This is a genomic window from Lentzea sp. NPDC042327, from assembly GCF_040647275.1.
Lineage (GTDB): Bacteria > Actinomycetota > Actinomycetes > Mycobacteriales > Pseudonocardiaceae > Lentzea.
Genome location: NZ_JBEZBX010000004.1, coordinates 320,020 through 338,641, shown reverse-complemented (window position 1 = coordinate 338,641; position 18,622 = coordinate 320,020). Strand labels below are relative to the sequence as shown.

The following is an 18,622-nucleotide window of genomic DNA, read 5'->3' as shown; positions in this document are numbered from 1 at the left end:
CCGATCTTGCCGGTGCTACCCGAGCTCGCGGACGGCCGCGTCGAGCGCTTCGGCGATCACGCGCTCGAACCCGTCGTCGGTGCTGCCGCGCGGGACCCGTTCGGTGAGCATGATCGCGTAGAGGTACGCCCGGTAGGCCGCGAGGCGCACGTGCTCGCTGTCGGTCAGCGCCCGCCCGTACCCCTTCAGGAAGCTCTCGCCGACGGTCCCGAACAGCGCCGGCGACACGAGGTCGGCCACCGGGTCACCCCAGAACGCGCGTTCGCCGTCCACGATCCCGGTCAGCCCGCGGTCGACGAGCACGTTGCCGTCCCAGAGGTCGAAGTGCACCAGCACCGGTGTCCGCACCTCGTCGAACAGCCGCCGGTCGACCGGGATGCGGGGCAACGCGACGCCGTAGCGCTCCGCGTCGGCCTGCACGGCCTCGACCATGGCGGTGAACGCCTGCGACCACGTCTCGTGCAGCCCGAGCTGCGGGTAGCCGAACCCCGGTCCCTCGACCGTGTGCAACGCCCGCGCGGCCGCACCGAGCTGTTCCTGGACGGCATCGCGGTCCACACCGGACCGTCCGAACAGGGGAGTCCCTTCGAGCTTCGTCGTCACCAGCACGTCGCCGTCGACGTGGGAGCGCGAGAAGTCGGTGCGCACGACCTGCGGCACCGGCGCGACCCGCGCCCCGAGCGCGCAGAACAGCGCCTCGGTGCGCACCAGGTCCCGCTCGTAGGTCAACCCCGGCTGCTCACCCGGACTGATCTTGACCACGAGCTCGCCCTCGGCCGCCGTGACGAGGAAGACCCGGTTGTAGGTGCCGCCGCCGAGCGCCTCGACGCGGTGGACGGTGGCTTGCGTGATCTGCTCTATTACTTCAGTGTTGACCAAAACCAATGCCTCATCTGTCGGTCACCTTCGTGCAGGTCACCGCCTGTCCGGGAGCAGCAGTGGCGCTCGCCCACACCCGTTCGCCGTCGAGCAGGATGCGGCACGTCAACGCCTCGTTCCCGGACGGCGTGGCGGTCACCTCCGCCTTCTGCCCCGAGTTGATCACAACGTCCGTCGTCCACGGAACCACCCCGGTGGCGTCGACGGTCCGCGGTGCGTCCCGTTTGCGGGTGTCGGGGTTCTCGGTGTAGCGGAGGGCGACGGGCGCGGACCCCGGCCCGGTCACCTCGTAGGTGACGGACCAGGCCTTGCCGGTGATCTCCGACCAGCCGAAGTAGCGGATCGCGACCACGAACCCCGCGCCGACGAGGACGAGGGCCGCGACCACTGCGAGCGTCTTCACGGCTTCCCACGGTATGGGGTGCGGCGTTCGGCGGCATCGTTCGGTGGGCTGAACGGCCGTCATCCCGCGGTGTCAGGCGGGGGATGACGGCCGTCGGAGCGTCCTAGGCCGGAACGGTCCAGCGCTGGTTGGCCCCTCCCGTGCAGGTCCAGATCTGCAGCTTCGCGCCGTTGGCCGTGTTGTTGCCGGTGACGTCGAGGCACTTGTTGCTGCCGGCGTTCACGAGGGTGCCGCCGGAGGCGGTCCACCGCTGGTTGGGTCCGCCGAAGCAGTCCCACAGCTGGACGGGGGCGCCGTCGGCGGTGGAGTTGCCGGTGACGTCGAGGCACTTGCCGAGGCCGCGGACGGTGCCGTCGGTGGCGAGGGTCCAGGTCTGGTTGGAGCCGGGGGAGCAGGTCCACAGCTGGGGCTGGTTGCCGTTGGCGGTGGAGCCGTCGGTGACGTCGAGGCACTTGCCGCCCAGGCCGGTGATGGTGCCGGTGCGGGTGCCGGGTTGGCCGGGGTCGAGGGTGCCGGGCCAGGTGAAGGTGGCCATGGCGCCGGCGGGGAGGCGGTAGCCGAAGGTCTGGCCGCCGTAGGAGACCTGGAAGTTCTGGTCGGCGCCGGTGTTGAGGGCGACCAGGGCGATGGAGCCGTCGGGGTTGCGGAAGGCGACGTTCTGGATGCCGCCGTCGCCGTAGCCGGTGGAGTCGATGCGGACGGCGCCGGGTTTGACGAACTTGGCGAGGTGGCCGAGGACGTAGTACTCGGCGTTGTAGGCGGTGGTGGAGCCGTTGGTGGTCACGACGCCGGTGCAGTTGGTGCAGCTGCCGATGACGGGGCCGTTGTTCTGGTCGAGTGCCATGTTCCAGAGGGCGACGGTGCGGGCGTGGTTGCGGGTGGCGCCGATGGCGAGGTTGGTGCCTTGCCAGCGCAGGGTGTCGCGGAAGGTGGCGGCGTCGGTGGCGGAGCGGGTGCCGGAGCACTCGGTGAAGAAGATGTCCTTGCCGGGTTGGTTGTTCTTGACGACGGACTGGCCGCCGGGGTTGCCGCCGTAGCAGTGCCAGGCGGAGCCGATGACGTTGGTGCCGGCGCCGTTGTTGACGGTTTGGGGGTAGGTGGTGTCGTCCCAGTTGTGGTCGTAGCCGAGCAGGCGGGGCTGTTGGCCGGCTGCGCGCAGTTTGGGGGCGAGGGTGTTGATGACGGTGACCTGTTGCTGGGCGGACATGCGCATGCCGGGGTAGCCGGGGGGTTCGAAGTTGGGTTCGTTCTGGACGCTGAGGTAGTCGATCGGTACGCCTGCTGCCCGGTAGGCCTGGGTGAACTTGACGAGGTAGTCGGCGTAGGTGCTGATCTGGCTGTCGTTGAGGGAGCCCTGGATGAGGCTGTTGTTGTTCTTCATCCACGCGGGGGCGCTCCACGGTGTGGCCATGGTGCTGATCTGCGGGTTGAGTGCTTTGGCCTGGCGCAGGAGCGGGAGGACGTAGGCGTTGTCGCGTGCGGTGGAGAACCGGGACAGCGTCGGGTCGGGTGCGCCGTCGTCGTAGGTGTAGAAGCTGCGGGAGAAGTCGGAGGCGCCGATCGGCTGGCGCAGGAAGCTCAGGCCGATGCCGGTGTTCGGGTGGAACAGGTTGGTCATGATCTCGTCGCGGCGTGGTGAGTTCCAGATGTTCCACGCGGCCGAGTCGGTGAAGGAGGCTCCGAACCCGATCATGGACTGGTGGGTGGAGTTGGGGTTGACGGTGATGACCGGTCCGCTGCCGCCGTTGCCGAATGCGACTCCTGCTTGCTGGCGCAGGAGGTTGGAGCGGTCGGCGGTGGTCAGCCAGACGTTGGCGGTGGTGGCTGCTGTTGCCGGGGTGGCGAGGTGGGTGCCTGCCGTGACGGCCAGGACGGCGGAGATCAGCGCGGCGCTGTGCCAGCGGTGTTTTTCTCGGGACATGAGCGCTCCTTGCAGGGGTTCGGGCGCTGGTGGGTGTTATCGGTAGAGCCGGATGTCGGCGATGCTCCACCAGTTGTTCGCGGTGCCGGTGGAGGTGATCCGCAGGAATCGGGCGTTCCCGCGGACGTCGATGTTCGTCAGCTGGCCGGTGCTCTGTCCTTTTGCGACGGTGTGCCAGGTGGTGCCGTCGCGGCTCACGTCCAGTTGCCAGGTGCGGACGTGGTCGCCGAGGTTGGCGCCGCTGTCGACGGCGACGCGGCGGAAGTCGCGGTTGCGGCCGAGGTCGATCTGCAGGTACTGGCCGGGTGCCTGGGTGGTTTCGGTGGTCCAGCGGGTGGAGGCGTCGTCGTCGACGGCGAGTGCGGCGTTCTCGCCGGTGGAGGAGGTGGCGGTGGCGCCGGTGAGCGGGACGGGGTCGTGGTTGCCGCGGAGTCGGTGGTGTGCGGGCCAGGTGAACGTGGCCAGTGCGCCGCCGGGCAGGGTGTACTCGAAGGTGCGGTCGCCGGTGTTGACGGCGAAGGTGCGGGGGTCGTCGTTCTGGTTGTGCACGACCAGTGCGGTGGAGCCGTCGGGGTTGCGGAAGGCGGTGTCCATGATCTGGCCGTTCCAGCCGGTGGTGCCGAAGGAGGTGCTGGCGATGCGGCGGGCGCCGGGGCGGACGAACTTCGCGAGGTGGCCGATCGTGTAGTACTCGGCGTCGGTGGTCACGGTGCCGTCGGGGTGTGCGGTGACCAGGGCGGTGCAGGTGGTGCAGCCGCCGTTGTGGGGGCCGCCGGTGCTGTCGAGGGCGATGTTCCAGGTGACGGCGCTGCGGGCCCAGTTGCGGGTGGTGCCGAGGACGACGTTGCGGGCGTGCCAGCGCAGCGTGTCGCTGAAGACCTTGGCGGGTGGGTCGGTGGCGTTCTTGGAGCCGGAGCACTCGGTGAACCAGATGCCCTTGTGCGGGAAGGCGTTGTGCAGTGCGGTCTGGGCGCTGGGGTCGCCGTAGTAGCAGTGGTAGGCGGTGCCGGCGACCCACCTGGCGGCTTTGGCGCGCAGGACCTGGTGGGGGTAGTCGGCTTCGGCGGTGCCGTCGTTGGGGTGGGTGGCCCAGTTGTGGTCGAAGGCGAGGATCTTCGTGCGGGGGCTGGCGGCCCGCAGTTGTGGTCCGAGGGCTTCGATGACCTTGAGCTGGTCGGCGACGGGCATGTCGGTGCCGGGGTAGGCGTCCGGTGTGCGGTTCTGCGGTTCGTTCTGCACGGAGAGGAAGTCGATCGGCACGCCGGCGCGGGTGTAGGCCTGGACGAACTTGACCAGGTAGCGGGCGTAGGCGTCGTGGATGCGCGGGTCGTCCTTGAGGCGGCCGCCGATGAGCGAGTCGCCGGTCTTCATCCACGCGGGCGGGCTCCAGGGCGTGGCCATGACCTTGAGCTGTGGGTTGAGGCGTTTCGCCTCGCGCAGCAAGGGGAGGATCTTCGCTTCGTCGTGGCGGATGGTGAAGTGCCGGAGGGGGAAGTCGGTCTGCCCGGGCGGTACGTCGTCGTAGGTGTGGTGCTCGGGGGCGGCGGTGAAGTCGGAGGAGCCGATGGGCTGGCGCAGGAAGCTGATGCCGATGCCGGTGTGGGGGTCGAAGAGCTTGCGCATGGTGTCCGCGCGCAGGGCGGGGGTGAGGCCGTGGAGGACTTCGGCGCTGGAGTCGGTGATGGACGCGCCGAAGCCGTCGACCGCTTGGTGGTCGCGGCCGGGGTCGACCACGATCGTCGGGTGGTCCGACGGCGTGGTGCCGAATGCGACGCGGGGGCGTTCGTGCAGGAGTTCGGCGCGGTCCGGGGTGGTGACCCAGACGCGTGCTTCCGGCGTGCTGGAGGCTTCCGCCGCAGGTGCGGCGGTGAGGCCGAGGACCAGGGCCACGATCGCGGTAGTTCTCATCGCCGTCCTTGTAACAGAGGTTCATCACTGTGAAACAAAGTCTTTCCAGGATGAAACACCCCGGCGTGGCGACGGTCAATGGCCTGCCCCAGTTCCGGTACAGTGACCAGGTGGAACGTGCTTCCGGTTCGATGAAACAACGGGCCAGTCTCCGGGCCATCGCCGCCGAGACCGGTGTCTCGGTCGCGACCGTCTCGCGGGTGCTCAACGACCACGTCAACGTCGCCCCGCGCACCCGTGACCTGGTGTTGCAGGCCCTCGAACGGCGCGACCAGCCGCCGGGGCAGCGGACGGTGTACGTGCGGTGCCCGTACGTCCTCACGGACTACTTCGGCCTGATCGTCTCGTCGGTCGCGGAGACGCTGAAGCTGCACGGTGTGCGCCTGCTGCTCGACGCGGGGGAGTCGGCGCAGCACAGCGAGGCGGTGCGCGGCCTGCCCGGTCAGCAGGACGTCAACGGCGCGATCCTCATCCTGCCGCCGGAGGAGGGTGACGAGCTGGTGGCGTTGGCGCAGGCCGGTTTCCCGTTCGTCGTCGTCGACCCGCGCACGCCACCGCCGCCGGACATCGCCTCGGTGTCGGCCGCGCACTCCACCGGTGCCCGCGCGGTCGCGGACCACCTGATCGCGCTGGGGCACCGCGACATCGCGGTGATCGCGGGCCCGTCGGAGTGGCTGGCCGGTGACGCGCGGCTGGCCGGGCACCGCTCCGCGCTGGCCCAGGCGGGGGTGCTGCTGAGCGCGGACCGGGTGCGGTGCATCGAACCCACGACCGCCGAGGGCCGTCGTGCGGCGCTGGACCTGCTGGCGGCGGACCCGCGGCCGAGTGCCGTCGTGTGCTTCAACGACAAGGTCGCGGTCGGCACGATGCAGGCCGCGCGGTCACTCGGGCTGCGGGTGCCCGAGGACCTGTCGGTGGCGGGCTTCGACGACATCGACCTGAGCGAGGCGACCGATCCGCCGCTGACGACCGTGCGGCAGCCGTTGCAGGAGATGGGCAGCATCGCCGTCACGCAGCTCATGCGGATGCTCGACGGTCACCGGTCCGAGGCGTTGCACATCGAGCTCGCGACCTCGTTGGTGGTGCGCGGGTCGACCGCTAGTGCACAACGCCCCACACGCGCGTGACCGGGTCGACGAGTACCGGCAGTTGCTGCTCACCGTCGTAGCGGTGGCACCAGTGGCCGACCTCGAACCCGCCGCCGGGCACCGGGACCCACAGCGTCAGCAGGTGTGAGGTGCTCTCCCCGTCGTCGTGCGCCTCGCTGCCCAGGACGTCGGCGAGCACCGTCGTGCCCGTGGCGCGCAACGCCGTGGTCTGCTTGGCGTCCTCCGCCGCCGACGACCAGATCGCCATCATGATCAGGGCGATGAGCACCACGCCCAGCTCGGTCAGCGCGATGCCCCACCACGGCAGGTCGGACAGGGCGACCACGACGCCGATCGCCGCGATGCCGACGAGCGAGGCGCCGGCGATCACGCGCTGGGCGGTGGCCGAACCGCGGCTGGTGAGGACGACTTCGGCGGGGTTCGTGGTCACCGGCTGATCTTAGGTGCGCATCCCGCCCCTGTGCGGGGTTGCGGGGTCTTGGCCGGCCGCACGGGTCAGGCCAGCAGCAGCCGCACGGTCAGCTCCAGCCGGTTCGCCACGTCGGTGGCCGTGGCCCGCCGGGTCACCCACGCGACGAGGTTCGACAGCCACACGTCGCTGATCACCCGCGCGATGGCCTTCTGCTCCTCCGTCGGCTCCTCGTCGGTCATCGCGCGCGTGAACATCGTCTCCATCAGCAGCGCGACGCGGTCGATCTCGGCACCGGCCGAGGCGTCGGCGAAGGTGAAGGCGCGGGTCATGGCCTCGGTCAGGTGCGGGTTGCGCTGCAGGCCGCGGGTGATGCGGCCGAGCACGAACAGCACGCGGTCGTAGGCGGTGTCGCCGGGGACGGCGGCGCGGTCCATCTTCTCCTGCGCGCGTTCGAGCTCGACGGCGAGGCTGGAGACGAGGAGGTGGATCTTCGAGGGGAAGTAGCGGTAGAGGGTGCCGAGTGCGACGTCCGCCCGGTCGGCCACCGCCCGCATCTGGACGGCGTCGAACCCGCCCTTGGACGCCAGCGCGATGGTCGCGTCGACGATCCTCTTGCGCCGCTCGCGCTGGGCGGCCGAGCTCAGCTCCTCGCCCGCCATCAGGGCGTCCGCGCGCGACTTCGAAGGTGACACGGAGATGGTCCTCCTGGAACGTGTTGCAGCAGCCTCCACATCGTACCGGAGTGGGTTTCCCGGCCATGATCTCTTGCCGGAATTAGAACACGTTCTATAAAGTTCCTCATGTATTGGAGGAGGCCGCATGCCGATCGCCACGACCGACGAGCACCGGGCACTCAGGAACAGCGTCAGCGCGGCCCGCGGGACGTGGGAGGACCTGGTCCGCGTCGGGTTCTTCGACGTGCTGCGCGACGGCGGCACGACCCTCGACCTCGCGGTGATGCTCGAGCAGGCCGCCGAGCACCTCGTACCGGGCCCGCTGCTGCCCACGGCACTGGCCTGCGCCCTCGTCCCGGACTTCGACGGGATCGCCGGGTTCGGGTTCGGCACCGGGCACGTCCTGGGCGCCACCGAGGCCACCCACCTGCTCGTCAAGGACCAGGACTGGATGTTCGTCCCCGCCGGGCACACGACCGTCACCGCGCTGGACGCCGTCGACCTGACCCGGTCACTCGGGGCGGTCACCGTCCACACACCGGGCGAGACGATCGCCGACCCGACGGACCTCGCCGTCACGCTCATGGCCGCCGAAGCGAGCGGCATCGCCCAGTGGTGCCTGCGGACCGCGGTCGAGCACGCGCGCCGCCGCGAGCAGTTCGGCCGGGCCATCGGGTCCTTCCAGGCCGTGAAGCACCTGTGCGTGGAGATGCTGTGCCGGGCGGAACAGGCCGCGAGCGTCGCGTGGGACGCGGCACGGGCGGCCGGCCACGCCGAACACCCGTTCGCGGCGGCGGTCGCGGCGGCCGTGGCGTTCGACGCGGCGGTGCGCAACGCCAAGGACTGCATCCAGGTGCTCGGCGGCATCGGGTTCACCTGGGAGCACGACGCCCACCGCTACCTGCGGCGTGCCCTGGCGCTGCAACAGCTCGCGGGCGGCCGGGAGCGGTGGCGCAGGACGACGGCCGAGCTCGCGCTGCGCGGTGCGCGGCGGCACCACACCGTCGAGGTCGAGGGCGACCCGGAGGTGCGCCGGTTCGCCGCGGAGGTCGCCGCCCTCGAACCGGACGAGCAGCGGGCACGGCTGGCGGACAGCGGATACCTCGTCCCGCACTGGCCACGGCCCTACGGCCAGGACGCCGGCCCCGCGCGGCAGCTCGTGATCGACGACGCGCTCGCCACGGCCGGGGTGCGCAGACCGGACCTGGTCATCGGGGCCTGGGCCGCGCCGGCGATCCTGCGCCACGGCACCCCGCAGCAGCAGGAGCGGTTCGTGTGGCCGACCCTGCGCGGCGAGCTGACCTGGTGCCAGCTGTTCAGCGAACCCGAGGCCGGTTCGGACCTGGCGTCGTTGCGCACCAGGGCGCGCAGGGTCGAGGGCGGGTGGCGGCTGACCGGCCAGAAGGTCTGGACGTCGCTCGCCCACCAGGCCGACTGGGCGATCTGCCTGGCCCGCACCGACAGCGACGTCCCCAAGCACAAGGGCATCACCTACTTCCTCGTCGACATGCGGTCCGCGGGCATCGACGTGCGGCCACTGCGGGAGATCACCGGCGAGGCCCGGTTCAACGAGGTCTTCCTCGACGACGTCCTCGTGCCCGACGACTGCGTGGTCGGCGCGGTGAACGACGGCTGGCGCCTGGCCCGCACCACCCTGGCCGACGAACGCGTCGCCCTGGGCCGCGGCTCGTCACTCGGCGAGGCACTGGAACAGGTTCTGGCCACCGGCCCCGCACCGTCGGAACGGCTCGGCGAACTGGTCGCCCGGGGGCTCGCCGTGTCGCTGCTCGACCTGCGCGCCGGACTGCGCCGCCTTGACGGACAGGAACCGGGCGCGGAGTCCAGCGTGCGCAAGCTCGTCGGCGTGCGGCACCGGCAAGACGTCGCCGAGTTCGCCGTGGAGCTGGACGGCGGGCTGGTGCACGGCGACGCCGTCCACGAGTTCCTGCTGACCCGCTGCCTGAGCATCGCGGGCGGCACCACCCAGGTCCTGATGAACCTCGCGGGCGAACGGATCCTCGGCCTACCCAGGGAGAGTTGATGGACTTCACCCTCGACGACACCCAGCAGGAGATCGTGCGCCTCGCCGCCGACGTGCTGGGCCGGGAGAGCACGACGCCCTGGAAAGCCCTGGGGGAGGCCGGGTTGCTGGCCCTCGCCGTTCCGCAACGGCTCGGTGGCCACGGCCTCGGCGTGCTGGAGACGGCACTGCTGCTCACCGAGGTCGGCCGCAGCGCCGCGGACGTGCCGGCGTTCGCCACCCTCGCCCTGGGCGTCCTGCCGATCGCCCGGCACGGCACCCCGCACCAGCAGGACGAACTGCTCCCCCTGGTCACCGAACAGCACGCCGTCTTCACCGCCGCACTCAGCGAACCCTCCACCCCGCTGCCGGCCACGCCGTCCACCAGGGCCAACCCCGACGGCACCGGGCTGACCGGCCTCAAGGTCCACGTCCCGCGCGCCGCCGAGGCCGGCAGAATCCTCGTCAGCGCCCTGCTGGGCGACCGGCCGGGCACCCTGGTCGTCGACCCCGCCCAACCCGGGGTGTCCACAACGGACAGCACCGTCCGGTTCGACAACGCCCACGGTGACCCGCTCGACGGTGACCTCACGAAGTACGCGCTGGCCGGCGCCTGCGCGGTCGGCGACGGTGTGCTGGCCGGAGCCCTCGACCTCACCGTCACGCACGTCGGCACCCGCCACCAGTTCGGCGCACCGCTGTCGACCTTCCAGGCCGTCGCGGGCCAGGTCGCCGACGTCCACATCGCCGCCCGCACCCTGCACCTCGCCACCCTCGCCGCCTGCTGGAGCCTCGACGACGCCGACCTCGCCATCGCCGCCCACTGGCTCGCCGCGGAAGCGCTCCCGGCCGTGCACACGTGCCACCACCTGCACGGCGGCCTGGGACTCGACATCACCTACCCGATGCACAGGTACTACGGCCTGGCCAAGGAGCTGACGAGGTTCGTCGGCGGAGCGGAGCACCGGTTGGGGCAGATCGATGTTCATTGACCTCACGAGCGACCAGCGCAGGCTGCGCGAGGAGCTGCGCGAGTACTTCTCCGGCGTCATGACCGAGCAGCAACGCGAAGCCGTGCTCACCGAACGGCACGGCACCGCCTACCGCGACCTGGTGCGCCGCCTCGGCGCCGACGGGTGGCTCGGCGTCGGCTGGCCCACCGAGTACGGCGGCCGCGGCTTCGGCCAGGTCGAGCAGCAGATCTTCGTCAACGAGGCCGCACGCGCCGACGTGCCGCTGCCGTACGTGACGCTGCAGACCGTCGGCCCGACCCTGCAGCGCTACGGAACCCAGGAGCAGAAGGACCTCTTCCTCCCGCGCATCCTCAAGGGCGAGCTGCACTTCGCCATCGGCTACACCGAACCCGAGGCCGGCACGGACCTCGCGGCGCTCACGACCAGGGCCGTCCGGCAGGGCGACCACTACGTCGTCAACGGCCAGAAGGTATTCACCACCGGCGGCCACGACGCCGACCACGTGTGGCTCGCGGTCCGCACCGGAGCACCCGAGGACCGCCACCGGGGCATCACCATCCTGATCGCCGACACGACCGACCCCGGCTACTCGTGGACTCCGATCATCACCTGCGACGGCGCGCACCACGTCAACGCCACCTACTACAGCGACGTCACGGTGCCCGTCGGCCTGCGCGTGGGCGAGGAGAACAAGGGCTGGCGGCTGATCACCACCCAGCTCAACCACGAACGCGTCATGCTCGGCCCGTCCGGCCGGATCGGCGCCCAGTTCGACCGCGTGCACGAGTGGGCGCGCGAGCACGACCTGCTCGGCCTGCCGGACGTGCGCAGGGCGCTGGCCGAGGTCAAGGCCGTGCACCGGGTCAACGAACTGCTCAACTGGCAGGTCGCCGCCCGGGAGGTGGAGGTCGCCGACGCCTCCGCCACCAAGGTCTTCGCCGCCGACCGCACCCAGCGCGTCGGCCGCCTGCTGGAGGAGGTCGTGAGCCGCCACGGCGATCCCACCGAACCGGGCACCGCGCAGCTCGTGCGCTGGCTGGACGTCCAGGCCCGGCGCAATCTCGTGCTCACCTTCGGCGGTGGCGTCAACGAGGTGCAGAAAGAGCTGATCGCGTCCCTCGGGCTCGGACTGCCGAGGGTGGTGCGATGACCGACGTCGAGAAGGCAGCGGTCGAGATCGCCGGCCGGGGCGAGTCCGCACCGCGCCTGGCCCGCGACCCGGTGAACCTGCCGATGATCCGCACCTGGCTGGAGGCCATCGGCGACACCCACCCCGGCTACACCGAGGTCGCGCCACCGGCGATGGTGCAGGTGTGGACGATGGCCGGGCTGCACGGCCAGCGCGCGCTGGACGACCCGCTCGGCGCGATGATGCGGGTCCTCGACGAGGCCGGGTTCACCTCGGTCGTCGCCACCGACAGCGACCAGACCTACCACCGCTACCTCAGGGTCGGCGAACAGCTCGCGGTCACCACCCTGCTGGAGGACGTGACCGGCCCGAAGAGGACCGCACTCGGCGAGGGTTGGTTCGTCACCACCCGCAGCACCTGGTACGTCGGTGACGAGCCGGTCGCCGAGATGCGGTTCCGCGTCCTGAAGTTCCGCCCAGCCGAGAAACCCGCTGCCCCGGCGCAGATCCCGAAGGCGCAGGCGATCCGGCCCTCGGTCAACCGCGACACCGAGTACTTCTGGAACGGCACCAAACAGGGCGAGCTGCGCATCCAGCGCTGCGGCGGCTGCGGGCTGCTGCGGCACCCACCGGGCCCGATGTGCCCGGAATGCGGTGCCACCACACCGAAGTACCTGGTCTCGGACGGTCGCGGCGTGGTCTACAGCTACGTCGTGCACCACCACCCGCAGGTGCCCGGCAAGCGGACGCCGTTCGTGATCGCGCTGGTCGAGCTGGACGAGGGCGTGCGGATGCTGGGCGAGCTCGACGGCGAGCCGCGCGTCGGGCTGCCCGTCGAGGTCGTGTTCACCGAGGTCGACGACGACCTGACGATGTTCGGCTGGAGGCCTCGTGCGGACCGGTGACCCCCTGCCCGAGTGGCACGTCGAGGCCACGCCCACGTTCGTGATCAGCACCGCGCTCGCGACCCGCGACTTCCAGGACGTGCACCACGACCGCGACCTCGCCGTCCGGCGCGGCTCGAAGGACATCTTCATCAACATCCTCACCACCACCGGACTGGTCCAGCGCTACGTCACCGGCTGGGCGGGCACCGGGGCGCTGGTCCGGCAGATCGACATCCGGCTCGGCGCACCCTGCTACGCCTACGACACGCTCAAGTTCTTCGGCCAGGTGGTCGAACGCCACGACAACGACGTGGTGGTCGAGGTCGTCGGCCGCACCGGCCACGGCGACCACGTCACCGGCACGGTCAGGATCGAGGTGCCCGCGTGAACGCCGCGATCGCCGGCATCGGCGCGACCGAGTTCTCCAAGGACTCCGGCCGCACCGAACTGCAGCTCGCCGCCGAGGCCACCAGGGCCGCACTCGCCGACGCCGGACTCGAACCGTCCGATGTGGACGGCCTGGTCAGCTTCACCATGGACACCAACGCCGAGATCGCCGTCGCCCGCGAGCTCGGCATCCCGGAGCTGACGTTCTTCAGCCGCGTCCACTACGGCGGCGGCGCGGCCTGCGCGACCGTCCAGCAGGCCGCCATGGCGGTCGAGACCGGGATGGCGCAGGTCGTCGTGTGCTACCGGGCGTTCAACGAACGTTCCGGGCACCGGTTCGGCCAGGTCCAGGCCGCGGCGGCGGCGAACGTCGACAACAGCTGGTCCTACCCGATGGGCCTGGGGACCCCGGCCGCGATGGTCGCCATGTTCGCCCGCCGGTACATGCACTCCTACGGTGCCACGAGCGAGGACTTCGGCCGGGTCGCCGTCGTGGACCGCAAACACGCCGCCACCAACCCCCACGCGTGGTTCCACAACCGCCCGATCACCCTCGACGACCACCAGTCCTCGCGCTGGATCGCCGAACCGCTGCGGCTGCTCGACTGCTGCCAGGAAAGCGACGGGGGAGTGGCGCTCGTCGTCACCTCCGCCGCGCGCGCTCGCGACTTGAGGAACACGCCCGTGCTGGTCAAGGCCGCCGCCCAGGGCAGCGGCACCGACCAGTTCACGATGACCAGCTACTACCGCGACGACCTGACCGGCCTGCCGGAGATGGGCGTGGTGGCGCGGCAGCTGTGGCAGCGGTCGGGCATCGGGCCGTCCGATGTGGACGTGGCCGTGCTCTACGACCACTTCACCCCGTTCGTCCTCGTGCAGCTGGAGGAGCTCGGGTTCTGCGGCAAGGGCGAGGCGAAGGACCTCGTGGCCTCCGGCGCGTTGGAGCTCGACGGCTCGCTACCGCTCAACCCGCACGGCGGCCAGCTCGGCGAGGCCTACCTGCACGGCATGAACGGCATCGCCGAGGCCGTCCGGCAGGTCCGCGGCACCGCCGTGAACCAGGTCGCGAGAGCGGCCCACGTCCTGGTCACCGCCGGCACCGGCGTTCCCACCAGCGGCCTGCTCCTGAGCCCCTGACCCCCCTTGCAGAAGCCGGGTCAACGGCTCAGCAGCACCGCGTCGGCGAGAACGGGACGGTCCGCGGAAGAGGTGGTCAGCACCAGGCGGGAGCCGTCCCGCCACACCGACGTCCGCAGCGTCTCACCGGGGAACACCACGCCCGCGAACCTCGCCCCGAACGACACCACCTGCTCCGGCCCGTCCAAGAACGCGTCGACCACCGCCTTGCACACCACGCCGTAGGTGCACAGGCCGTGCAGGATCGGCCGGTCGAACCCGGCCGCACGGGCGAACCCGGGATCGGCGTGCAACGGGTTGCGGTCCCCGCACAACCGGTACAGGTGGGCCTGCTGCGGCAACGTCGGCGTCTCGATCACCGCGTCGGGTTCGCGGCCGGGCAGCTCGACCCGGTTCGACGGCCCGCGCTCACCACCGAAACCGCCCTCGCCGCGGGCGAAGATGCTCGACCGGGTCGTGTAGAGCACCGTTCCGTCCGGTGCCACGGCGGTCGACTCCTGCACGATCACCGCCGCCGTGCCCTTGTCCCACACGTCGGTGATCCGCGTCCGCAGCACCGCCTGGCCCTCGGCGGGGATCGGCCCGTGCGCGGCGATCTCCTGCGTGCCGTGCAAGACGCGCGCCAGGTCGACGTTAACGCCGGGGAACGACACGACCGGCGGCGCGGTCTCGTGGAACCGCGGCGCCACCACCCCGAACGTCGGCAGGACCGCCAGCCCCTCCTCGTAGACGTACCGCAGCTCGGTCGCACCCAGCGCCAGGTGGTAGAGCAGCACGTCCGACGACGTCCAGGAGAACTTCAGCTCGGGCAGTTCCGCCCCCACCGCAACGGCCGGATCGATCGGCATCGCACGCCCTTCACTCGTAGGTGATCGTCACCGCGTCGGTGACCGGAACCGACTGGCACGCCAGGACGATCCCGTCGGCGATGTCGCCGGAGTCGAGCACGTCGTTGCCGAGCATCTTGACCTCGCCGGAGACCAACCGGCACGCGCACGCGCCGCACGCACCCTCCCGGCACGAGAACGGCGCGTCCAACCCCTTCTCCAGCAACAGGTCCAGCAGCTTCATCCGGGCCGGCCAGGCGAAGCGGTGGGTCTCCCCGTCCAGCGACACCTCGACCTGCGCGTCCGGCCGGTCGTCCACCACCGGCACGGCCTCGGCGAACGGATCACCCGACAGCGACACGAACTTCTCGACGTGCACCACCGGAACGTCGTGCAACGCCGTGCGGGCCGCCTCCATGAACGGTGCCGGCCCGCACACGAACGCCTCGTCGCACGGACGCACAAAGGCCCGCAGCCCGTGCGGCAGCCCCTGCACCGACTCCAGCCAGTGCACCACCGCCAACCGCTCCGGGAACTCCCGCGACAACCGGTCCAGCTCGCGGGCGAAGATCACCGACTCCGCGTCCCGGTTGGCGTAGAACAGGAACACCGACCCGGTCCCGCCGGACAGCACCGCCCGGATGATCGACATCACCGGCGTGATCCCGCTGCCCGCCGCGAACGCCAGCACCGAGGAGTCCAGCGACCGCGGCGTGAACACCCCGGCCGGTGCCAGCACGTCCAGCTCCATCCCGGTGCGCAGCTCGGAGCACATCCACACCGACCCGCACCCGTCCGGCGTGCGCTTGACCGTGATCTTCAACGGTTCACCGGGTGCGCTCGACAGCGAGTAGCACCGCGCCACCTCACCCGCCCGCACGGTCAGGAACTGACCCGGCCTGGGCTCGAAAGACGCCCCCGACAGCACGAACGACCGCGCGTCGTGCGTCTCCTCGATGACCGACTCGACGCGCAACCGGTGCACCTCAGCCATCGGCGACCTCCACCGTCCCGTCGCGCACGGCCTTCTCGATGCCGTCGCGCAACCGCAGGCACGTGCGCACCAACGGCGCCCGCGGTCCCAGCTCCGGGCACGCGCTGGTGTCGGCGAGCCACTGCACGCTGGTGTGCCGGGGGCTGTTCTTCTTCACCAGCACCCGGTTCCCGCAGTCGCACGTCACCGGTGCCATGCCGCCGGACAGGAACTCGTCGCGCTCGCTCATGAGCTCGTCGGCTGCCGGCGGGCGAGGTTCTCGGCGACCTCCCTCTCCCACACCTCGACCGCCCTGCTCGTGTCGACCTCGAACTCGAACCGCCGCACCATGTCGTCGGTGACGTCCTCGACGTCCACGTAGAACTGCTCGTACCAGCGCCGCAGCTGGTAGACCGGCCCGTCCTCCTCGCACAGCAGCGGGTTGTCGATCCGCGTCTTGTTCTGCCAGATCTCCACGTCCTGCAGGAACCCCGCGCCGATGCCGCGCGCGAACTTGCGGGCGATCTTGTCCGCGTGCTCGTCCGACACACCCGGCAGCTTCTTCACGATCGCGCCCCACTGCAGCCGGAACGAGTTCGGCGTGATGGGGTAGTGGCAGTTGATCAGCACCGTCTCGATCTCGATGCCCTTGTAGTCGTTCCACAGGTAGTCGATCATGTACGACGGCCCGTAGTACGAGGCCTCCGAGCGCACCTCGACGTCACCGGTGTAGTTCGACGCCATCGCCACGTCCGGCCGCCCGCGCGTGGTCAGGTACTGCGAGGCGATGTGGCCCTCCATCACGTTCTTGAAGTACGTGGGGAACGCGAAATGGATGTAGAAGAAGTGGGCCATGTCGACGACGTTGTCGATGATCTCGCGGCAGTTCGCGTTCTCGATCACGACCGAGTCCCACGTCCAGTTGCTCCACTCACCGCTGAACGCCTGCTCGATCCGCGGGATCGTCACGTGCTCGGGCGGCGGGTTGCCCTGCGGGTCGTTCCACACGAACAGCTGCCTGTTCTCCTCCAGCGTGGTCCACGACCGGGTGCGGGCCCGCAGCGGAACCCGCTTGGCGTAGGGGATCTCGACGCACCGGCCGTTGCCCGCCCAGCGCCAGTCGTGGAACGGGCACGCGATGGTGCTGCCCTTCACCGTGCCCTGGGTGAGGTCACCGCCCATGTGCCGGCAGTACCCGTCGAGCACGTTGAGCGTGCCGTCCTCGCCCTGGAACACCACGAGCTTCGTGCCGAACGCCTCGACGGCGTGCGGCTGCCCGTCGCGGAAGGTGTCGGCCAGGCCCAGGCAGTGCCAGCCGCGCGCGAACCGCGCGGGAGGCGCGCCGGTGTCGATCGAACGCACGGAGTCCTGCGTCATCACATGCCTCCACGGTGGTCTTGGCTGGAGATGTCGAGTCCGGCCAGGTACCCGAAGGTCATCGCCGGTCCGAGGGTGGCGCCCGCGCCCGCGTAGGTGTGGCCCATGACCGACGCGCTCGCGTTGCCCGCCGCGTACAGGCCGTCGATCACCGAACCGTCCTCGCGCAGCACCCGCGCGTGCGCGTCGGTGCGCAGCCCGCCCTTGGTGCCCAGGTCGCCGGGGACGATCCTGGCCGCGTGGAACGGCGGCGTGAGCAGCGGCGCGAGGCACGGGTTCGGGTGGACGCGCGGGTCGCCGTAGTAGCGGTCGTAGGCGCTGTCACCGCAGCCGAAGTCGGGGTCGGTGCCGTTGAAGGTGTTGAACCGCGTGACCGTGTCGGCGAGGCCGGGGAGTCCCGCTTTCGCACCCAGCTCGTCGAGGCTGGGGGCATTGAGCACGACCTCGTCCCACCGCCGGGGCAACGGCCGGCGGGGCGGGAAGCCCGCGAACGGGTAGCGGTTGCGGTAGGTCTGGTCGAACACCAGCCAGGTCGTCCCGGTCATCGCCTTGACCACGTCGATGTAGGGCGCCGCCTCGTTGACGAAGCGCCGGCCGGACCCGTCGACCAGCACACACCCCGGCAGCGCGCGTTCGGCGAGCAGGAAGAACGGCCCGCGCGGCAACGGGACCGCCGGCCCCCACCAGGCGTCGTCCATCAGATCCACGGCCGCGCCCGCGCGCAGCCCGGCCTCGATGCCGTCACCGGTGTTGGCCCGCGCGCCGACCGTCCACTCGGTACCGATGTCCTGGTGCTGCTTGCGCAGCTGCTCGTTGTGTTCGAACCCACCGGAGGCGAGCACGACGTGCGGAGCCTGAATCAGCTCGTCGCCCACGCGGATGCCGGCGACCCGGCCGTTCTCGAAGTGCAGGTCGGTCAGCGCGGTGTTGAGCCTGACCTCGACGTCCAACGCGGTCAGGCCCGCACGCAGCCCGGCGGCCAGCGCCTGGCCCATCGCGAGCCTCCGGCCCGGTGTGAACCGCTGCGCGACCAGTTTGGCCGCGGTGAGCACCCCGCGCGGGTGGCGGGCGGCCAGGGTGAGCCACCGGTAGTCGACCTGGGTGATCACGATTCCGGCCGGGGTCGGCACGTACGGCGGTTCGAGGTGCTCCAGCTCGGCGCCGAGGACGTCCGCCCTCATCGGCACCGGCTCGACCGACCGCCCGCGCGGACGGCCGCCGGGTGCCTCCGGGTAGTAGTCGGGATAGCCGCGCACCCAGCGGAACCGCAACGGCGTGTGCGCGCACACGAACCCGAGCATCGCGGGACCGGCGTCGAGGAACGCCTCCCGCAGCTCGGCCGGCACGTCACCGGCGATGTGCGCGAGGTAGGCGGAGGCGTCCTCGGGCGTGTCCCGCACACCGGCCTCGGCGAGTACGGGGTTGTTCGGCACCCAGATGCCGCCGCCGGACCGGGCGGTCGAGCCGCCGAAGCGCGCCGCCTTCTCGACGACCAGGGTGCGCAGTCCCCGGTGGGCCGTGCACAGGGCGGTGGTCATGCCCGCCGCGCCGCTGCCGACGACGATCACGTCGTACATCCGCACCTCCGGAGTCGAGACTAGAACA

Annotated in this window: 18 protein-coding genes; 7 read left to right on the top strand and 11 right to left on the bottom strand. The window is 70.8% G+C overall.

Features of this window, described 5'->3' with window-relative positions; genetic code table 11:
* Positions 1–15 precede the first annotated feature (15 nt).
* The 4 genes from AB0A63_RS12475 to AB0A63_RS12460 all read right to left on the bottom strand — a co-directional run bounded on the left by AB0A63_RS12475 (position 16) and on the right by AB0A63_RS12460 (position 5,111).
* Entirely contained in the window at positions 16–885 is an 870-nt protein-coding gene (locus AB0A63_RS12475) for an aminoglycoside phosphotransferase family protein (protein ID WP_360389151.1), read from the bottom strand.
* Between the two features lie 4 nt (positions 886–889).
* Positions 890–1,282, bottom strand: a complete 393-nt coding sequence (locus AB0A63_RS12470; protein WP_360389149.1) for an MmpS family transport accessory protein — start codon at positions 1,280–1,282, stop codon at positions 890–892.
* A gap of 103 nt (positions 1,283–1,385) precedes the next feature.
* Complete coding sequence (locus tag AB0A63_RS12465; protein ID WP_360389147.1) at positions 1,386–3,203, bottom strand: lectin; 1,818 nt, start codon at positions 3,201–3,203, stop codon at positions 1,386–1,388.
* 36 nt (positions 3,204–3,239) lie between these two features.
* Positions 3,240–5,111, bottom strand: coding sequence for a discoidin domain-containing protein (locus tag AB0A63_RS12460; RefSeq protein ID WP_360389144.1), 1,872 nt, complete (start codon positions 5,109–5,111; stop codon positions 3,240–3,242).
* 110 nt (positions 5,112–5,221) lie between these two features.
* On the opposite strand from AB0A63_RS12460, the gene AB0A63_RS12455 reads away from it, so the two are divergent.
* The gene (locus tag AB0A63_RS12455) at positions 5,222–6,238 is read left to right on the top strand and encodes a substrate-binding domain-containing protein (RefSeq protein WP_360389141.1); all 1,017 of its coding nucleotides are present in this window, start codon (positions 5,222–5,224) and stop codon (positions 6,236–6,238) included.
* On the opposite strand, the gene AB0A63_RS12450 is transcribed toward AB0A63_RS12455, so the two are convergent.
* Positions 6,210–6,650 carry a hypothetical protein gene (locus tag AB0A63_RS12450; protein ID WP_360389138.1) on the bottom strand — a complete coding sequence of 147 codons (441 nt, stop codon included), beginning with the start codon at positions 6,648–6,650 and terminating at the stop codon, positions 6,210–6,212. The two genes, AB0A63_RS12455 and AB0A63_RS12450, sit on opposite strands and share 29 nt — an antisense overlap.
* A gap of 65 nt (positions 6,651–6,715) precedes the next feature.
* Positions 6,716–7,291, bottom strand: coding sequence for a cholesterol catabolism transcriptional regulator KstR (gene kstR / locus AB0A63_RS12445; RefSeq protein WP_360389854.1), 576 nt, complete (start codon positions 7,289–7,291; stop codon positions 6,716–6,718).
* Positions 7,292–7,451: 160 nt separating this feature from the next.
* On the opposite strand from kstR, the gene AB0A63_RS12440 reads away from it, so the two are divergent.
* The 6 genes from AB0A63_RS12440 to AB0A63_RS12415 are packed head-to-tail and all read left to right on the top strand — an operon-like array spanning position 7,452 to position 13,840.
* Positions 7,452–9,347 (top strand): acyl-CoA dehydrogenase family protein, encoded by a 1,896-nt coding sequence (locus tag AB0A63_RS12440; protein WP_360389135.1) that lies wholly within the window; start codon positions 7,452–7,454, stop codon positions 9,345–9,347.
* Positions 9,347–10,318: an acyl-CoA dehydrogenase family protein gene (locus AB0A63_RS12435; protein WP_360389132.1), complete on the top strand. Its 972-nt coding sequence runs from the start codon at positions 9,347–9,349 to the stop codon at positions 10,316–10,318. The genes AB0A63_RS12440 and AB0A63_RS12435 overlap by 1 nt, the downstream gene beginning before the upstream one ends.
* The gene (locus AB0A63_RS12430; RefSeq protein WP_360389129.1) at positions 10,308–11,450 is read left to right on the top strand and encodes an acyl-CoA dehydrogenase family protein; all 1,143 of its coding nucleotides are present in this window, start codon (positions 10,308–10,310) and stop codon (positions 11,448–11,450) included. Before AB0A63_RS12435 ends, AB0A63_RS12430 begins: the two co-directional genes overlap by 11 nt.
* Positions 11,447–12,334 (top strand): bifunctional MaoC family dehydratase N-terminal/OB-fold nucleic acid binding domain-containing protein, encoded by an 888-nt coding sequence (locus tag AB0A63_RS12425; protein WP_360389127.1) that lies wholly within the window; start codon positions 11,447–11,449, stop codon positions 12,332–12,334. The genes AB0A63_RS12430 and AB0A63_RS12425 overlap by 4 nt, the downstream gene beginning before the upstream one ends.
* Positions 12,321–12,704, top strand: a complete 384-nt coding sequence (locus AB0A63_RS12420) for a MaoC family dehydratase (protein WP_360389125.1) — start codon at positions 12,321–12,323, stop codon at positions 12,702–12,704. Before AB0A63_RS12425 ends, AB0A63_RS12420 begins: the two co-directional genes overlap by 14 nt.
* A complete protein-coding gene (locus AB0A63_RS12415; protein ID WP_360389122.1) occupies positions 12,701–13,840 on the top strand; it encodes a lipid-transfer protein in 1,140 nt (379 codons plus the stop codon). The genes AB0A63_RS12420 and AB0A63_RS12415 overlap by 4 nt, the downstream gene beginning before the upstream one ends.
* 20 nt (positions 13,841–13,860) lie before the next feature.
* Here the strand turns inward: AB0A63_RS12415 and AB0A63_RS12410 are convergent, their stop codons facing one another.
* Genes AB0A63_RS12410 through AB0A63_RS12390 form a run of 5 tightly spaced genes read right to left on the bottom strand, consistent with a single transcriptional unit; the run spans position 13,861 to position 18,594 of the window.
* Complete coding sequence (locus AB0A63_RS12410) at positions 13,861–14,688, bottom strand: MaoC/PaaZ C-terminal domain-containing protein (protein ID WP_360389120.1); 828 nt, start codon at positions 14,686–14,688, stop codon at positions 13,861–13,863.
* A gap of 10 nt (positions 14,689–14,698) precedes the next feature.
* Positions 14,699–15,661, bottom strand: a complete 963-nt coding sequence (locus tag AB0A63_RS12405) for a ferredoxin--NADP reductase (RefSeq protein WP_360389117.1) — start codon at positions 15,659–15,661, stop codon at positions 14,699–14,701.
* Positions 15,654–15,890, bottom strand: coding sequence for a hypothetical protein (locus AB0A63_RS12400; protein ID WP_360389115.1), 237 nt, complete (start codon positions 15,888–15,890; stop codon positions 15,654–15,656). The genes AB0A63_RS12405 and AB0A63_RS12400 overlap by 8 nt, the downstream gene beginning before the upstream one ends.
* Entirely contained in the window at positions 15,887–17,017 is a 1,131-nt protein-coding gene (locus tag AB0A63_RS12395) for a Rieske 2Fe-2S domain-containing protein (RefSeq protein WP_360389112.1), read from the bottom strand. The genes AB0A63_RS12400 and AB0A63_RS12395 overlap by 4 nt, the downstream gene beginning before the upstream one ends.
* Complete coding sequence (locus AB0A63_RS12390) at positions 17,017–18,594, bottom strand: FAD-dependent oxidoreductase (RefSeq protein ID WP_360389110.1); 1,578 nt, start codon at positions 18,592–18,594, stop codon at positions 17,017–17,019. The genes AB0A63_RS12395 and AB0A63_RS12390 overlap by 1 nt, the downstream gene beginning before the upstream one ends.
* Positions 18,595–18,622 lie beyond the last annotated feature (28 nt).